Raw genomic sequence first — 15,613 nt, 5'->3', positions numbered from 1 at the left:
GGCGCCCCCGCCCGCCCCCCCCCCCGGCGGCCCGCGGGCCGCACCCCGACCGCCGTCAGTGGCGCCGTGGGTCGCCACTGACGGCGGACATCCAAGACTCCCGCTGCCCGAAAACCCTGTCGTGCGGATGCGGGGATGGTCCTTGACCGGATGCGGGGTCCCTGGACAGCGGGTCAGCGCACGTCGACCGGAACGGGGGCGGCGTGCGAGAGGCCACGCAAACGATCTCCGCGGGGATTCGGAGGGCCGCCCGGGCAACTGCCTGCAGGCCTGCGTCGCGTCCTTGCTCGACCTCGAGCTTGAGCAGGTCGAGCACTTCACCGTCCACGACGACTGGCTTGAGCGGATGCGTGCCTTTGCACTCGAGCGCGGATACCAGCCGGTCATGCGCAGCACCGGCGACGACGTCGCGATGGGCATGACCTGGGGGCCGTCCGAGCGCGGCGTCCTGCACGCCGTCATCTGGCTCAGCGGGCGCACCGTCTGGGACCCGCATCCGTCGCGCGCCGACCTCCAAGGCCCACGAGCATCAACAACGATTGCGATGACTGCCCCTGGGCAGTGGTCATGTGTTTGCCACACCGCCGCCTTGTGCTTGCCCCTTGCGGTGTCTTCAGGAGACCTCGACGACGCCCACCGCCGCCGAGCCGGTATCGGCGCGCAGGAGGATGTCGTAGAGGTACTTGTCGCCGGCGCGCGGTGCCACGGTCACCCGCGCCCCGGTCGGCAGCACGCGGGAGTCGGTCTCGTGCCGCTCCCCTGGCGCCGAGCCGCTGACCGTTACGAGCCGCACCGCGGTCCTGCCGATGTTTTCGAAGGTCACGGAATGGGTTCTGGGACAGGGCCCGTCGTGTTCGCCCGCGCAATGGAAGCGGACGTCGCCGAGGCCCATCAGACCGCAGGAGACGTCGGTGGTGAAGGCGAAGTGGGAAGAGCAGACGGCCCCTATGTGTAGTTGCTGTGAGGTCTTCTCGACGGCCTGGTGTCCGGGGTGCGTGTCCGCGCATGAGACGGCGGACATACCGAGGACGGCGGTGGCGAGTGCTGCGGGCAGGAGTGACTTTCGCACCTGTGGCTCCAGAGGTGGTGCGGTCGGTGAGTCGGCGCGCACAGGGGGGTCCTCCCGCGCCGGGCCGGAGCGGGTGAGGGGCGAATAGGGGGCAGGGGTCCGGACGAGAGTGGGGCCCGGAAGCCATGGTTCAGGGCCCCACTCTCACTACGTCGTACGGGTCTCGGCGACCTGCGCCATGGCGTACGCCAGAGCTGAGATTCCTTGCGTGATGCCCCCGGATCGGCACCTTGAACTGCGGCGACGGATACTCTCGTGCGATGTCCCGCCGAGACCATCGGCAGTCGGATCGGGACCGGTCAGTTGAGCGCGTCGCAGCGGCGTGGACGCGCGCGTGAGCGTCGCGGGGGTGAGCAGCGAGCAGGGCGCGTATGCGTAGTGCCGCCGCCGGGATTCACCCGAATTCGTCCGCGGCCGTAAGCCCGGACAACAGAGCGTCTGGGCGTTTGCCCGGTCGGACTGGCGTGTGGTGATCCCTAATCAGGTTGCTCCACGCTGACGTAGGTGAGGATCAAGACTTCGTCATGTGGTGGCGCATCGCGCTGCCGGAGTTCATCTCCATGATCATGTGGTGGATGTCGTGGACCGGCGACGGCATGACGACGAAGGGCCGCATCATGCCCTCGTCCTCGTGGTCGAGGATGTGGCAGTGGTACATGACCTTGCCGGTCTGGTCGGCGAGCCGTCCCGCCACGGTGACGAGGGTGTTGGCGTTGACGGTGATGGTGTCCTTCCATCCGGACTCCTCGGGGGCGACCGGGACCGGGGCGCCGAGGGTGATGGGCTTCTTCGTCTGTGCCGTGGCGAAGTCCACACCGGAGGAGTCGACGGCCCGCCGGTCGACGACCTGGAAGTTCATCAGGTGGATGTGCATCGGGTGGTAGATGGGCACGCCCTCGGGGGCGGCGCTGATGAAGTGCCACTTCTCCCAGGTGCCGGAGGCGGCGAAGAAGGTGGTGGTGTCCTCGAACATGGTGCTCGTGCGGCGCAGCGTCCGGGTGCCGCCGGGCATGTCGACCGTGACGATGCCGGTGCCCGGCGCCGTGCCGGCCGGGACCTGCTCCATCTCCCAGATCTGCGGCATGACGCCGGCCTTGTCGAAGCTCAGCAGGACGAAGCGTTCGGTGGCGTCCTTGGGCACATCGGCGAGGGTGAGCCTGCGGAAGGACTTCGACAACGTTGCCGGGAGCGGGTGGAGCGCGCGGCGCTTCTTCTCGACGCGGAACTGCATCACCTCCGGGAAGGGGACCATGAAGTCCGGCAGCGCGGCTCCGGGGGTCTGGCCGGGGATGGTGTTGACGAGCTTGAGCTTCCTCCCGGGGAAGGCCGCGAAGTCGATGACGACGTCGGCGCGCTCGGCGGGTGACAGGGAGATCGCCTCGTCGATGGTCTGCGGCTTGCCGAGCAGCCCCATGTCGGTGCCGATGAGCTTCATGGCGCCGCGCACGACCTTGCCGGTCTCCTCGTCGACGACGACCAGGCGGTAGACACGGACGCCGGACACGTTCAGCAGTCGGAGGCGGTAGGCGCGGGCCTGGACGTCCAGGTACGGCCACACCACGCCGTTGACCATGGTGAACGGACCCAGGCTCCCGCCGGCAGGCGGAATGGTGCCCGGCATCGGCATCGAGCCGCCGAGCAGGATCCGCTTGGCGAGGACCTGGCCGGTGAGCCGGCCCTGGGCGTCGGTGTCGAAATTCACCTCCTGGATCGTCAGCGGGATCTCGTACTCGCCGCGGGGCAGTCCGAGCCGGTCCTCCTCCGCGTCGCGCACCACGTAGTTGCCGACCAGACCGGACAGGACGTTGAGCGAGGTCACCGACATGGCGTGGTCGTGGTAGAAGAGGTGCGTCGCCGACTGGTCGTTGGCGTACTCGGCCAACTGCGAGTTGCCGGAGGCGACTCCGTATTCGGCGGCGCCGTCGTTCAGGGCGTTCTGGTGGCCGCCGTGCACATGGACGGTGGTCCAGGCGGTGAGCCGCTCGACCTCGGGGCGGGGAGACGCGCCCTCGTCGCCGGGCCGGTTGTAGGGCAGCGTTCCGGGGCCGGGGCCCTCGGGGTTCACCCACACCGCCTTGATCGGCGTCCTGCCCTTGAGCTTGTTGTTCCAGGCGATCCGGACCCGCTCCCCGCTGCGGACCTCGATGGTCGGGCCGGGGAAGTGACCGGCGTAGGTCCACAGGCGTGTGGGAGGCATCTGGGAGTGCAACCGGACATGGGACTCGACCATGTCGATCTCCGTGATCCCATGGCGCTTGGGGCGCAGCGTCGGCGAAACGCGCAGCGCGTCCCGGAACGGCTCCAGCGTGGTGAATGTGGGCTCCTGGACACCTCCGAGCCCTTCGGCCGCCTGGGCCTCGCTCTGGAAGACCCCGCCCCTGAGGATTCCGGTGCCTGCCACTGCGACGGCAGCGGCACCGGCGCCCGCCATGCCCAGGATGTTCCGCCTGCTGAGTTCTGATGACATGAAGTTTCCGTTCGTTCTGGTAAGTGATCACGACCCATCGCACGGCGGCCGGCCGTCAGCGACTGCAGCGCTGCGTCGCCTGTCGCACTCAGCCCCTCGTCATTGAGGTCGCCGGGGTGTGAGTCAAGAGATCCGCCTGTTGCGTCCAGGCGCACGTCGAGGCGCATGGAGCGGTAGCCCCTGGCCGAAGAATCGCCAGGCAGCCGCCAGGCTCCGCGTTCTGACAGTTGTCAGACTATCATCTGACAACTGTCAGAACGCGAGCGGGGGCACCCCGATGCTCCACGCCCGTGTCGTGTTCACATCGCACCCAACGCCATCGCCTGGATGCAAGCAGGGGCAGTGCCCCCATGGGGAAGTCGTCAATCCGCACGGTGAGTGCGGAGACCCTTCGGCCTTGCGGACCGGCTCCCTGCTGTCGGCAGGTCGCACCGTTCATCTGTGTGGCAACGCGGAAGACGACGGTACGTGTTGCACGTCACCCGGGAGGGCTCGCAGGCGGATTCCGTCGGACGCTGCAGCTCCGTCAGTGTCGTGCTGAACCAGCACGTGCCGACCCGGCGGAAGTAGGACGCCGGGTCCCTGCGGAGGTAGAGGCGAGTGCCGCGCCGCCCTGGGACCGGCTGTCGCCGGGCTCGGCGCCGCAAGGCCCCGTCAAAGCCTCATGCCGCTGTTCACCCGCTTTGGCTTCCGGCTAACCCGGAGGCCGGCCCCGCATGCCTGGCAGCAGTCCTGCGGGGCCTGAAGCCGGCCGCGCTGGAGCCGATCGGTACTTTCTTGTGCGGCAGTTGCGGGCCCAGGAGGATCCGACTCCCCAGGCCGTCTCCGTGGACGTAGACCTGCGACTACGAAGACCACTGCCGCAGATCGGGAACGATTGTCAACGAACTCGGCCACCACGAACGGCGCCGGCAGCCGGCCTCGAGCGAACACCGGCCCACCGCAGCTGCACCACATACCGACGCCTTACCGCCAGGCGGAGCACGCTACGCCTCGCCAGGCAGGCGGGGGCCGCTGCTGTCGGAGGGCGTGGGGTCAGGCGCGGCGTATGAGGTCGGCCGCTCGCTCGGCTATGGCGTAGACCGTGGCGTTGGTGTTGTTGGACGGGATCGACGGGATGACCGAACCGTCGGCCACACGCAAGCCTCGTAGTCCACGGACCCGGAGCTCGGAGTCCACCACTGATGCCTCGTCCTCGCCCATGGCGCAGGTGCCGACGGGATGGCAGTAGGAACCGAAGTACTTCTTGGCGAAGTCGCCGAGGGACGCGTCGTCCACGATGTCGAGGCCCGGGCTCACCTCCTCGATGCCCCACTCCGCCAGGGGCGCGGACCGGGCGATCCGGCGTGCCGTCCTGATCCCGGACAGGACGGTCCGCACGTCCTGTTCTTCTGCGAAGTAGTCGGGATCGAGTACGGGCGCCGCGTAGGGGTCGTCCGAGGTGATCCGCAGGCTGCCACGGCTGAGCGGCCGCATCGGCGAGACGCCGATGGTGAAGCCGTTGTCGACGGGGGCGACCGGATTGGGGAGGGGGATGTCGATGAAGATGAGCTGCAGGTCCGGCCCGTCGAGTTCCGGCCCGGTCCGCAGGAGGCCCAGGATTTCCCCGTGGTTGCCTTGTGGCGCGGGCACCGGGCGCCGCGCTCGGTAGACGAGGTTGGCCCGCGGGTGGTCGTGAAGGTTGCGGCCCACGCCGGGCAGGGAGTGGAAGACGTCCATCCGCGCCTGCTCGAGGTCGCTTGCGGGGCCGATGCCCGAGCGTAGGAGCAGATGGGCGGACCCGATGGCTCCCGCGGTGAGGACGACCTCGCGCTCGGCTGTCGCGGTGTGGGTGCGGCCGTCGGCGCCGTACTCGACCGCGGTGCAGCGGTCGCCGCTGAACAGCAACTGGTGGGCGACCGCCTCCGTGACGACATGGAGGTTGGGCCGGTCAAGGGCAGGGGCGAGGTAGGCGTCGGCGGCGGTCTGACGGCGCCCGGCGACGACGTTCAAGTCGACGGGGGCGAAGCCCTCCTCCAGGCCGCCGCTGATGTCCAGGGCCCGGCGATGGCCGGTTTCCACCGCACCGGCCAGGCAGGCCAGCAGGATGTCGTTGGGCTCGGCCATCGGACCGACGGTCAGGGGGCCGTCGGTGCCGCGGCTGGGCGCGCCACTGGTGGCGGTCTCGGAGCGTTGGAAGTAGGGCAGCAGGTCCTCGAAGGCCCAGCCCTTGGCGCCGTGGTCACCCCAGCTGTCGTAGCTGGACCGGTGTCCGCGGGCGAACACCATCGCGTTGATGGCCGAGGAACCGCCCAGGCCGCGGCCGCGGGGGAGGGGGACCGGTGCACCCGAAGCAGTCTGAATGACGGTCTTGTCGCCCCAGTTCGCGGCGGTGGCCATCAGCGAAGGCCACGCGGGCGGGTTCGCCACGGCGTCGGGCAGACGTGACGTCGACGTACCGGCCTCCAGGAGCAGGACCTGGATGTCCGGGTCCTCCGACAGCCGCGCCGCCAGTACGCAGCCGGCCGTGCCACCGCCGACGACGATGAAGTCGAAGGCCGTCTTCCGAGGATCCATGTCTTCCGCCCCTTGCGTGGACCGATGGTTCGCATTTGAGCGTACCACTGGTTCGAATCAATGATATGTAAAACTTGGTACCTTTGATTCATGGGGACTGACATCAGCACTGAGCAGGCGCGGCCCACCTTGCGGGATCGCATCGTCCTGGCCGCTGCCGAGCTCTTGGACGAGGAAGGCCTGGACGCCCTGTCGACGCGCGCCATCGCCCTGCGCGCGGAGGTCCCGCATCCCACGATCTTCCGGCTCTTCGGCGACAAGGAAGGCCTGCTCGAAGCAGTCGGCGAGCACGGGTTCGCAACGTACCTGCAGCACAAGAGCCGACTGCCCGAGACCGGTGACCCGGTCCAGGACCTGCGGGCGGCATGGGACCTGCACATCCGCTTCGGGCTGGGGCAGCCGGCGTACTACACCCTGGTCTACGGACGGGCCCGCCCCGGTCACCTGTCGCCCGCCGGTCAGCGGGCGGTGACCGAGCTGCAGCGCATGATCGCGCGAATCGCCGCTGCGGGCAGGCTCCGTATGAGCGTCGAGCGGGCCACGGCCGTCCTGCACGCCGCGGGGGTGGGGACGATCCTCACGATGATCAGCACCCCGATCGAGTCGAGGAACCTCGAAACCGCGGACGCCACCCGCGACTTGATGATCGCCGCGATCGCCGCACCCGCCACCGCGGACCCTGCGCATGCCAGGAAGCGGGAGCGCGACGACACCGCGGCCTCGGCAATGGAACTCCGCGCCGCACTCGCACGGCGCGGCACCTCCGCCCTGAGCGCACCAGAGAAGGCCCTGTTGATCGACTGGCTCAATCGCCTAGCCGACGCAGAGCCGGCCAGTTAAAGACAAGGCTGATGGCACCATGCCGCCGACGTCGGTTTCGAATGCCAGGGGGAGTGCAACCCTTCTGCAAGCGCTGGTGGGCCCCGCCGACACCTTGATCTGCGGCGTCGGCGGGGCCCACCAGCGCAGACCGCTGCGGTCAGTACTTGCCCGTCGTCACCCAGTAGCCATAGTGCGAGGACGGGTGTGGGGCTTGAGCGGGCATTGGACCTTGCCTGCCTCGGCCGGGCACATCATGCGCTGGTGGCCCTCGGCATCCTCTCTTTCTTTGGGCATGAGGCGGTACGGCTTACGGGCGGCGCATCCCGGACACCCCGCGTGTTTCAGTCCGTCTGGCCGTCGGGTCGCTCGGCGCGGGGGAGCCAGAGGGTGAACACCGCTCCGTTGCCGGGGCGGCTGTCGGCGGTGACGGTTCCGCCGTCTTCCTCGACCAGCTGGCGGACGATGGGAAGGCCCAGTCCGCTGCAGCTGGTGTGTCTGCTGCGGGACTTCTCGGCCCGCCAGAAACGTCCGAAGACGTGGGGCAGGTCCTCGGGTGCGATGCCACTGCCGGTGTCCTCCACCGAGATGACGGCGAGGTCGCCGGCGGGCCAGGCGGTGACCGTGACCGTGCCACCTGCGGGGGTGTGCCGGAGTGCGTTGGAGATGAGGTTGCCCAGGGCTTGGCGCATCCTCACCGGGTCGGCGTCCAGCCGGAGGCCGGGGTCGGTGTGCTCGTGCAGGCGGATGCCGGAGCTTCCGGCGCGAGTGCTGTGGGCTGACACCGCCTGGGCGACGAGTTCGGCCGTGTGTATCGGTTCGCGGTGCAGTTTCAGGGTGCCGGCGTCGGCTGCGGCGAGGTCGCGCAGATCGTCGATGATGTGCTGCAGGAGCAGCGCCTCGTCGTGCAGGGCGGCGATGAGCCCGGGTCCAGGTCCAGCAGTCCGTCGCGGGTGACTTCCAGCCAGCCGCGGATATTGGTCAACGGGGTCCGCAGCTCGTGGGCGATGTCGCTGACCATGGCTTTGCGTTGCGCTTCCAGCTGTTCGCGGCGCGCGGTGAGGTCGTTGAAGGCGGCGGCCAGGTAACCGGTCTCGTCCTTGGTGGCGACGGCAACACGCGCGTGCACTTGCGGTGGCTGCTGGGCCGCGACGATGAGGGCTCGCAGAGGCCGGACGAGACGGACCGCGACGACGGTGGTCGTGTGCTCCGCCAGGACGTTTCTCTACTTCATCAAGGCACCCGGCGTCGCTCACGCTCCGCCGGGCGCGCGGCCCGCGTCCAGCCGCGCCCACGCTCCTAATGGGGACGTAAGCGTTGGGGATGGCCGACACGTGGTGAGCCGTATTCGCTCCTGAGGCATTGACCTCTCAAGGCAGAGCCGGTCCCGTGTGCTGGCCGTCCCCGACATCCGTCGGGGACGCGTGGCCCGGGCCACGCTCCAGCCTTCGTCCCGCTCGGCGCGGCCGTCCGCTGCCGCGCGCCAGCAAGTGTGGGTCCAGGGCGTGAGGTGAGAACCCCGGTGGCTGGGGCAGGCGCCGACACGATCTATAGCCACCTCCCCGGTCCGGGACCCGACGTCGAGCAAGACCAGGGGGCCGATCGGGCTTGTTGCGGGCAGGCAGGAGCCAGTCCGATCCGCGGCCAGCGTATGGCCCCCTGGCCATGCTCGACCCCAGTCCAGGCAGGCCACCGGCCAAAGATCGCGCCAACGCCCACGAGATCCACTCGACTAAAGCAACTCTCTTGCTCTTGCGAGTGACATGCAACAAGCTGTTCGGGCCCTTACCGCTGTCGAGGACGTGGAGCCTTGCCATGCCGAGCCTGACGCCGAACACCGCACCGCAGCGCGTCCTCGCCATCTCGAACTTCATCTATACCGTTGGCAGTGGCCTCTATCTCACCGCTGGAGTGCTGTATTTCACCGAGGGGGTCCACCTTCCAGCAGGCCAGGTGGGTATCGGACTCGGCATTGCCGGGCTGGTCGCGCTGGCCCTCGGCGTCGCGGTTGGTCACCTGGCCGACCGACACGGAGCCCGCGGAATCTACGCGGCCACCCTGGTGGTCCAGGCACTGGCCACGGCCAGCTTCGTCCTGGCGGACAACTTCTGGCCGTTCGTCCTCACCGTCTGCGCGGCCGCCGCAGCGAAAGCGGCCGGAATAGCCGCCCGATCCCCGCTCATCAGGCACTACGGCGGAGACCGGCCGCAGGAGTTCAGGGCCTACCTGCGTGCGGTGACCAACGTCGGCATCTCCCTCGGAGCCGTGCTGGCAGGCTGGGTCGTTCAGGTCGGCACCCTTACCGCCTATCAACTCATGGTCATCGGTAACGCTGTCGCCTTCGTGGTCTCCGCGGTGATCCTTGTCCGCCTGCCCCCTGTCACGCCCCTCCCCGCCACCGACGGCCCCCGCTGGATCGCCCTGCGGGATCGCCCCTACCTGCTGCTGACCGCCCTCGACGGGATCATGGCCATCCAGTTCAAGGTGCTCACCGTGGCCATCCCGCTCTGGATCGTCGGTGCCACCACGGCCCCGCACTGGCTTATCTCGGCCACCATGCTCACCGGCACCGTCATTGTCGTCGCCTTTCAGGTGCGCGCCAGCCGCAACGTCGATTCCCCCGCCGCAGGCGCACACGCCTACCGCCGGGCAGGCATGGCCTTCCTCGTCGCCTGCTCACTGATCTCGCTGTCAGCAGGCATACCGGCGTGGGCCGCCACGACCCTGCTCATCACCGCCGTGGTGATCCACACAGTTGGCGAACTATGGCACTCCGCCGCAGGCTTCGAGGTGTCCTTCGCCCTCGCCCGACAGCACGCCACTGGCCAGTACCTGGGCGTATTCGGCCTCGGCGCCGGTCTCGCCGAAGCCCTTGGGCCAGGGCTGCTCATCGCACTCTGCATCACCTGGGGCCGCCCCGGGTGGTATGTCGCAGGAGCCATGTTCGTGCTGACGGGCTTGGCAGCACCACCCGCTGTCCGCTGGGCACAACGCCACCAGCACGCTCTGCAGACGCAGCTTGCACCTAAGGGAAAGGCGACAACTGCCTGATCATCCCGAGAAAAACTCTGCTTCCATCCCAGTGGGGCCCGATAGGACCGCCCTTCGGAGTCGCTTCACGGCGCATGATCTTCACGAATCACTCGCTTAGCCGGGGGTGGTCGGCGGTTCTGCAATGCCGATGAAGTTCCCGGCCGTGGTCCGGATGCGGACCGACCATCCCCGAACTGTGAGGTCGTCCGTGAGTGTCCGGGCATCGTGGAATACCTTCACGATGCGGTACTGGCTGCCGTCGTCGAGTTGGCGAAGCGCGGTAGGGGTCGGCTGGTTCGCGAGGACTTGCTCGTGGTCGGCTGCGGCGGGGCCGTCGTCGATGAAGATCGCTTTGCCACCCGGTGCGAGCGCGGTGGCGACGGTGTTCCAGAAGTCGGGCAACCGTGTCGGCGGGACGTGGGAGAGCCAGAAGGCGAAGAACACGGTGTCGTAGCGTCGTGGTGGCTGCCACCCGAACAGGTCGGCTTCAAGGAACTGGACGGTGGGGGATGTGGTGCGCGCACGGGCGAGGGCCAGCACTTCGGGTGACGCGTCGACAGCCGTCACGGACCGCGCCCGCGCGGCGAGTCTCGGGGTCCATTGGCCCGTTCCGCAGCCCAGCTCCAGCACGTCCCCGGTAATCGGGAGGTCATCGACGGCAGCCAGTAATTTCTGCAGGTCTTCGTACTCTGCGTAGGGCCGGTCGTACTCGGCCGCGCCGGCCTTGTAGTAGGCCATCTGTTCTGCCAGGAGGGCGTCGTCATCCATGCAGGTTCCTCTCATCCAGGTTCGACTAGAGACAAGCGCTCAGCTCGCCAACGTGGTCGCCACAGACAGCGTCAGCCTTCGCCTTTGGGCAAGGTCAAGAGTCATGAGGGCTTGGCCACGGCCGGACCAGATCGACTGAGACAGCATCCGGGCAATCCCGACTTACAGCCTGTTCGCCACACCCGTAGGTGGGCGGGCCAGCCACGTCCTGGCAGGATCGGGGTCGTGATCGACGTTCCCGCAGATTTCGCAACCGCGGCAGTGAACCGTGCGGGCCAGAGCGGAAAGGAGTGGGTCGACTCCCTGCCCGCACTGGTGGAGAGCCTCTGCGCACGGTGGGGCCTGGCGGTGGACGGCACGCCGCTCCACGGCCACCTTGGCCTGGTCGTCCCGGTGCGGCGTGGCGAGGAGCCCTGCGCGCTCAAGGTGTCCTGGCAGGACGCCACGACGCTGCATGAGGCGCTGGCTCTCGCCGCCTGGGACGGACAGGGGAGCGTGCTGCTGCTTGACCACGAACCGGCCACGGGATCCCTGCTGTTGGAGCGGCTCGATGCTGGCCGCACCCTCTCCGACATCGACGCCGACGAGGCGGTCACCGCCGCCGGGTTCCTGCTGCGGCGCCTGTCCGTCCCGTCGCCGCAAGGCTTTGCTTGCTTGCGAGATCTCGCCGCCAGGCTCCCCGCCCGCTTGAACCTTCAGTGGGAGCAGCTCGGTCGTCCCTTCTCCAGGCGCCTGGTCGATGCGGCAGCCAGCCTTGCTGCCGAGTACGGCCCCACGACGGCTGGTCAGTTGGTCAACGGTGACCTGCACTACGAGAACGTGCTGGCCGGCCACCGTGAGCCGTGGCTGGCCATCGACCCCAAGCCGCTCACCGGCGATCCCGAGTACGCGGTGGCGCCTTTGCTCTGGCGGCGGTTCGCAGACATGGAGGGGGTTGCCGGCATCCGAACCCGCCTGGCCACCCTTGCCGAGGTGGCCGACCTCGATGCCGACCGGGTACGCGCCTGGACGCTGGTGCGCACGGTGGACTACTGGCTGTGGGCCCTGGGGATCGGCCTCACCGAGGATCCGCAGATGTGTCGGACCGTCGCCGGTGCTCTCTTCCCCACCCTTCGGTGATCAATGAGAACCGCTCAACCGAGGCGGTAGTCCGGAGCGGATCAGATCGGCGCCGGGCGTGAGTCACTTCTCGCCGTCGGCAGTCGCGTTCGCGTCGTGCGCGGTCTCAGTCACAGGCGGAAGTCTCCCCGCCCACGACACTCCCGCACACCGCGTCCCGCGTCGGATGTCTGAGCAGGGGCATGCCCCCGTCAGCGTGAAGGCCGGGGCGGTTCGGCGCGGGGTGCTACTCCGGCCGGTGATCGCCCGCGCGTGCGGATGCACGCACGCGGCAGGAGAGTGAAGAGGTGTGCGCTACAACGCCCCCGCACCAGGGCGCACAACCACGGACGCTCGCGGACGGTCAGCCCAGGTCACGAGCGGTGCGGCCGCAGGTCACAAGGTCGCGCGCATTGCTTCGGGACGAAGAGGCATGCCGTGCGTCGCGTCTCCTGAGACGCTGGGCAGATGCTGACTGAAGATGAAGCGAGACGGCTCGTCTTGGCCGAGCTCGCACGGATCGCAGAAGCGTTCAACATGGACCTTGCGATCTCTATGGTCAAACCCGTCTCGTTTGGCTGGGTGTTCTACTGGTGCGCGCGACAGGACATCGGTCGCCCTGCCGGCACGCGGCCGAGCCTCGGCGGGAACGCCCCCTTCTTGGTGGACCGGGAGAACGAGCGGCTCGTTCAGAGGCCGACCTGCATACCCGTGTCCCAGCAGATCGCGGACTATGAGCGACGGCTACGGCGTGAGGCTCATGCCCGGAACACGGCAGCGAAGCGCGCTAGACAGCAGGGAAGTACAGCAACCACAGCAACCGGCCCCGACCAGTAGTGCTCCAGAGAGCCCCTGAAGCGCCCGGTATGAACCTCGTTGACCGGTCCGGCTATAGCTACGGATCAGAAGGTCGCCGTGACTGGTATGAGCCGTTGTCCGGCTGATCTGTATTCGCCCTCGGAGTTCCTGAGCCCGTCACCTTCTGTAGTGATCAGGTGTGTGGCTGGTGGTGGCTGGCTTGGGAAGAGGGGCGGTGGGTTGCCGATCGCGATCCGCCAGCTGTCGCCTCGGGGGTAGACCAGCGGCCGCGGCGAGGCCGAGGGCGAGAATGCCGACAGCGCTGACGAGGAGCGTGCGGGTGGGACCGCAGGCTGCCAGTGCCGAGCGGAACGGCCAGGATGCGCACGGCGGAGACTATGGCGAGGACCTGTGGAAGAAGGGCGGGCGTGGTCGAATGCTGGAACAGGGTGGTAGACATCGATGAGTACGGCGGCCACAGCAGGCCGACGAGGGCGAAGCCGACCAGGGCGGCGGGCGTTGGTGCGCCCAGCCCCAACGGCAGCAGGGCCACGCCGGAGACCACCACGATGTCGGCGGCGGCCGGGCCCAGCGGCAGGCGCCGCAGGTAACCAGTGAGTAGTGCCCCGGCGACGGCGCCGGCGCCGAAGAGGCTGTAGAAGGTGGCCAGCACGCCGACCGGTGCGTGGAGGTCATGCGCCACGTGCAGGGGCAGCGCGACGTAGACGGGGCCGAACAGGAGGAAGAACCCGGCGCTGAGCAGCAGCAGGCCCGCCAGTCGGCGATCGTGGCGGATCACACCGAAGCCGCTCGTCCGCGGGGCTTGGTCCGCTCCGTCGAGGGGGCTTGTGTCGGCGTCGGGCGGCACGCCCAGACGGAGGGTGGCCGCCAGGACGGCGAAGGCCGCGGCATCGACGGCCAGCACGGACGCCGCCCCGCCCCAGATGACCAGAGGGGCCGCCATGAGCGGCCCGGTCACGGTGGCCACCGAGCCGATCGTGGAGAGCACGGCGTTGCCCGCAAGTCGGTGGCTTTCGGGCAACTGACGTGCGATCAAGGTGCAGGTGCCGGCCTGGCCCCAGGAGTGCACACCGAGGAGGCGGCGAGCAGTGCGACGTACAGCCAGATGGAGAGCACCCCGGTGGCGCGGGCGAACGGGATCGCGCCGAGCACGCAGGCACGCAGCAGCGCGTCCCAGGTGGCAAGCCGGGCGGGACGGAGGCCGCGCAGGAGGCGGTTGAGCAGTACCGCACCGGCCGCGCCGGGCAGGGTGTAGGCAGCTGCCGCGAGTGCCACCCACAAACCTCGGTCGTCAGCGGGTGCCAGCTCGACCGCCGGCCAGCTGACGGCGACCACGGCCATGCCGTCTCCCAGGGACGAGACCGTGTACCCCGGCAGCAGACGCCGCAGCACCGGGTGAGCGACCACCGGCCAGTAGGGGGAGGACCTCACTGCGTGCGTCACCGATAGCGCCACTCGAACCTCCGGTACATCGACGGCTTCGGAATAGCGGGGTCATCAACGCCGAGGAGCAGCTGCGGAACGCGGCAGCCGGAGGCCGAGCAGGGGCCGCCGGTCTTGGGGTCTCCCAGCACGCCCTATGACGTCTGGCGCGAACTTACAAGGTAGTTGTCCCTCAACACACGAGCGCCCTCCCGGGCCGTCCTGGGGCCGTGGAAGGGCGCTCGATGATGACCGACGCTGACAAGTACCAACAGCTCAGCAGCAGGTCAGGATGCCAATCATGTAGGCGGCCTCAGGTCTCGGCCCGCCTGTGGTCAGTTGTGGCTGTCCAGGTCACGCTGCGTTGAGCTGAGCGGCCAGGAACACCGCTGCCACCGAGGGGCGGACTGCGTACGTCGCACCCGCGCTCCCCTCAGGAGCCTCCCACCAGTAGAACGGAAGCCGCCGCTCGCTGTTGCTGTGTCCCTTGCTCATCCCGGACAGCACGCCTGCAACGCGCCGCGCCGCATCACTCTCGTTCGGCCCGCCCAGGGCCTTATCCACCAACTCCGTGCAGTGGATTCTCCGGCCAGGGTTGCGCAGCAGGTGCTGGAACACCTGCCGGGCCTGCGGAGCGAGTTCGGCCAAGAACATCCCGGCGCGCTCCAAGTCCTCCGGCCCCCATTCCGCGGCTCCGTAGTGTCCCGCTTCACCAGAGTGCTTAGCCCATCGTGGATCAGCCTCAGTCAGATACGCCGTCATGTCTGCCCCCAACAGTTCGCCACTAGCGTGTGTGTCGTTCGCACCGTACAGATCCGCCAGGACACTGCGTGTCGAATCCGTGTCGAAGTTCTACCGGCGAGCAGCTCAGCTGAGGAAAAGGCACAGGTCAAGAGGAACGGGACGCAGCCACAGAGTGCCTTCTAAGCGCCGGCTCCTACGCAGCGGCTGACATCCGTGGTCTGGTTCGTTGCTCTCGTTGCGATTCGAGCCACGAGGTAATATCGAACGCGTGCGCGAGTTGTCTCGAGATCAAGGACTCCTGCGTGCGGGAAATGGAGATGCTGTCCCCTGACCTGCACAGGCAGGATCGCTCCATGTCGACCGATGTCAGCGGAATGATCGAATGTCGGCCTGGGGCCCGTCTATGGGGCCCCGACGACGAAGACTCCGTGTGGGAGGTCGCCATCGATCTCTTCCTCCTCAACAGGGGCAACGCCTACGACGGCCTGGCTTGCCTCTTTGGAGTCCGAAACTCCTTCGGCTTCCGTCCCCTGGCGGAAAGCCACGGCTTTCCGGATGACGCCTCGGATGGGCTGCGAGGTGTGTTCGCAGGCTACGGCGGCCCTCGCGATGTGCATGGGACCACGTGGCTGACCTGGGCCGAGCTGAGCACCGCGGACTACGGGACCTGCTGGGCCCTCCGGTGAGCGACATGCCGGCCCGTCAGGACGTGCGGCTGGTTGGTCGAAGCATGTCAGCAGATGAAGGACGGGTTGCGTGTGCGGGCCGTCTTTGGACGGGCGGTTAACGGACGCCGAGGAAGTGAACAGTGGGGCTGA

General features: G+C 68.4%; 12 protein-coding genes and 1 pseudogene. 5 read left to right on the top strand and 8 right to left on the bottom strand.

Translation table 11 applies throughout. The annotated features are described in order from the left end of the window. Positions 1-613: 613 nt before the first annotated feature. The 3 genes from ACFV3E_RS37355 to ACFV3E_RS37345 all read right to left on the bottom strand — a co-directional run bounded on the left by ACFV3E_RS37355 (position 614) and on the right by ACFV3E_RS37345 (position 6,092). Positions 614-1,069: a hypothetical protein gene (locus ACFV3E_RS37355; protein WP_500539516.1), complete on the bottom strand. Its 456-nt coding sequence runs from the start codon at positions 1,067-1,069 to the stop codon at positions 614-616. A 511-nt stretch (positions 1,070-1,580) separates the two neighbouring features. Beyond that, entirely contained in the window at positions 1,581-3,536 is a 1,956-nt protein-coding gene (locus ACFV3E_RS37350; protein WP_500539514.1) for a multicopper oxidase family protein, read from the bottom strand. A gap of 1,035 nt (positions 3,537-4,571) precedes the next feature. Beyond that, positions 4,572-6,092 carry a GMC family oxidoreductase gene (locus tag ACFV3E_RS37345; RefSeq protein ID WP_500539512.1) on the bottom strand — a complete coding sequence of 507 codons (1,521 nt, stop codon included), beginning with the start codon at positions 6,090-6,092 and terminating at the stop codon, positions 4,572-4,574. A 90-nt stretch (positions 6,093-6,182) separates the two neighbouring features. On the opposite strand from ACFV3E_RS37345, the gene ACFV3E_RS37340 reads away from it, so the two are divergent. Beyond that, the gene (locus ACFV3E_RS37340) at positions 6,183-6,932 is read left to right on the top strand and encodes a TetR/AcrR family transcriptional regulator (protein ID WP_500539510.1); all 750 of its coding nucleotides are present in this window, start codon (positions 6,183-6,185) and stop codon (positions 6,930-6,932) included. Positions 6,933-7,255: 323 nt separating this feature from the next. On the opposite strand, the pseudogene ACFV3E_RS37335 reads toward ACFV3E_RS37340, so the two are convergent. Beyond that, a pseudogene (locus ACFV3E_RS37335) lies at positions 7,256-8,112 on the bottom strand (sensor histidine kinase); the annotation flags it as partial. Positions 8,113-8,726: 614 nt separating this feature from the next. Here ACFV3E_RS37335 and ACFV3E_RS37330 point away from each other — a divergent pair. Next, positions 8,727-9,962, top strand: a complete 1,236-nt coding sequence (locus ACFV3E_RS37330) for an MFS transporter (RefSeq protein WP_500539508.1) — start codon at positions 8,727-8,729, stop codon at positions 9,960-9,962. A gap of 96 nt (positions 9,963-10,058) precedes the next feature. Here ACFV3E_RS37330 and ACFV3E_RS37325 read toward each other — a convergent pair whose 3' ends face one another. Further along, complete coding sequence (locus ACFV3E_RS37325; RefSeq protein WP_500539506.1) at positions 10,059-10,712, bottom strand: class I SAM-dependent methyltransferase; 654 nt, start codon at positions 10,710-10,712, stop codon at positions 10,059-10,061. 225 nt (positions 10,713-10,937) lie between these two features. On the opposite strand from ACFV3E_RS37325, the gene ACFV3E_RS37320 reads away from it, so the two are divergent. Further along, entirely contained in the window at positions 10,938-11,831 is an 894-nt protein-coding gene (locus ACFV3E_RS37320; RefSeq protein ID WP_500539504.1) for an aminoglycoside phosphotransferase family protein, read from the top strand. Between the two features lie 447 nt (positions 11,832-12,278). Beyond that, complete coding sequence (locus tag ACFV3E_RS37315; protein WP_500539502.1) at positions 12,279-12,647, top strand: hypothetical protein; 369 nt, start codon at positions 12,279-12,281, stop codon at positions 12,645-12,647. Between the two features lie 154 nt (positions 12,648-12,801). Here ACFV3E_RS37315 and ACFV3E_RS37310 read toward each other — a convergent pair whose 3' ends face one another. The 3 genes from ACFV3E_RS37310 to ACFV3E_RS37300 all read right to left on the bottom strand — a co-directional run bounded on the left by ACFV3E_RS37310 (position 12,802) and on the right by ACFV3E_RS37300 (position 14,720). Beyond that, positions 12,802-13,650 carry an MFS transporter gene (locus ACFV3E_RS37310; protein ID WP_500539500.1) on the bottom strand — a complete coding sequence of 283 codons (849 nt, stop codon included), beginning with the start codon at positions 13,648-13,650 and terminating at the stop codon, positions 12,802-12,804. An 11-nt stretch (positions 13,651-13,661) separates the two neighbouring features. Next, a complete protein-coding gene (locus tag ACFV3E_RS37305; protein WP_500539498.1) occupies positions 13,662-14,072 on the bottom strand; it encodes a hypothetical protein in 411 nt (136 codons plus the stop codon). A 333-nt stretch (positions 14,073-14,405) separates the two neighbouring features. Beyond that, positions 14,406-14,720: a DUF6416 domain-containing protein gene (locus ACFV3E_RS37300; RefSeq protein ID WP_500539524.1), complete on the bottom strand. Its 315-nt coding sequence runs from the start codon at positions 14,718-14,720 to the stop codon at positions 14,406-14,408. Positions 14,721-15,148: 428 nt separating this feature from the next. On the opposite strand from ACFV3E_RS37300, the gene ACFV3E_RS37295 reads away from it, so the two are divergent. Continuing rightward, positions 15,149-15,481 (top strand): hypothetical protein, encoded by a 333-nt coding sequence (locus ACFV3E_RS37295; protein WP_500539496.1) that lies wholly within the window; start codon positions 15,149-15,151, stop codon positions 15,479-15,481. The last annotated feature ends 132 nt before the right edge of the window (positions 15,482-15,613 follow it).

The sequence above is a fragment of the Streptomyces sp. NPDC059718 genome, assembly GCF_042733315.1.
In the GTDB taxonomy this organism is placed as follows: Bacteria; Actinomycetota; Actinomycetes; order Streptomycetales; family Streptomycetaceae; genus Actinacidiphila.
The sequence above is the reverse complement of the archived record's forward strand: the minus strand, read 5'-3'. Positions and strand labels throughout refer to the sequence as shown.

What these genes read in the sequence shown, in the direction of transcription:
- ACFV3E_RS37350 (WP_500539514.1), bottom strand. Translation starts at nt 3,536, where the DNA reads ATGTCATCAGAACTCAGCAGGCGGAACATCCTGGGCATGGCGGGCGCC.
- ACFV3E_RS37345 (WP_500539512.1), bottom strand. Translation starts at nt 6,092, where the DNA reads ATGGATCCTCGGAAGACGGCCTTCGACTTCATCGTCGTCGGCGGTGGC.
- ACFV3E_RS37340 (WP_500539510.1), top strand. Translation starts at nt 6,183, where the DNA reads ATGGGGACTGACATCAGCACTGAGCAGGCGCGGCCCACCTTGCGGGAT.
- ACFV3E_RS37330 (WP_500539508.1), top strand. Translation starts at nt 8,727, where the DNA reads ATGCCGAGCCTGACGCCGAACACCGCACCGCAGCGCGTCCTCGCCATC.
- ACFV3E_RS37325 (WP_500539506.1), bottom strand. Translation starts at nt 10,712, where the DNA reads ATGGATGACGACGCCCTCCTGGCAGAACAGATGGCCTACTACAAGGCC.
- ACFV3E_RS37315 (WP_500539502.1), top strand. Translation starts at nt 12,279, where the DNA reads ATGCTGACTGAAGATGAAGCGAGACGGCTCGTCTTGGCCGAGCTCGCA.
- ACFV3E_RS37295 (WP_500539496.1), top strand. Translation starts at nt 15,149, where the DNA reads ATGTCGACCGATGTCAGCGGAATGATCGAATGTCGGCCTGGGGCCCGT.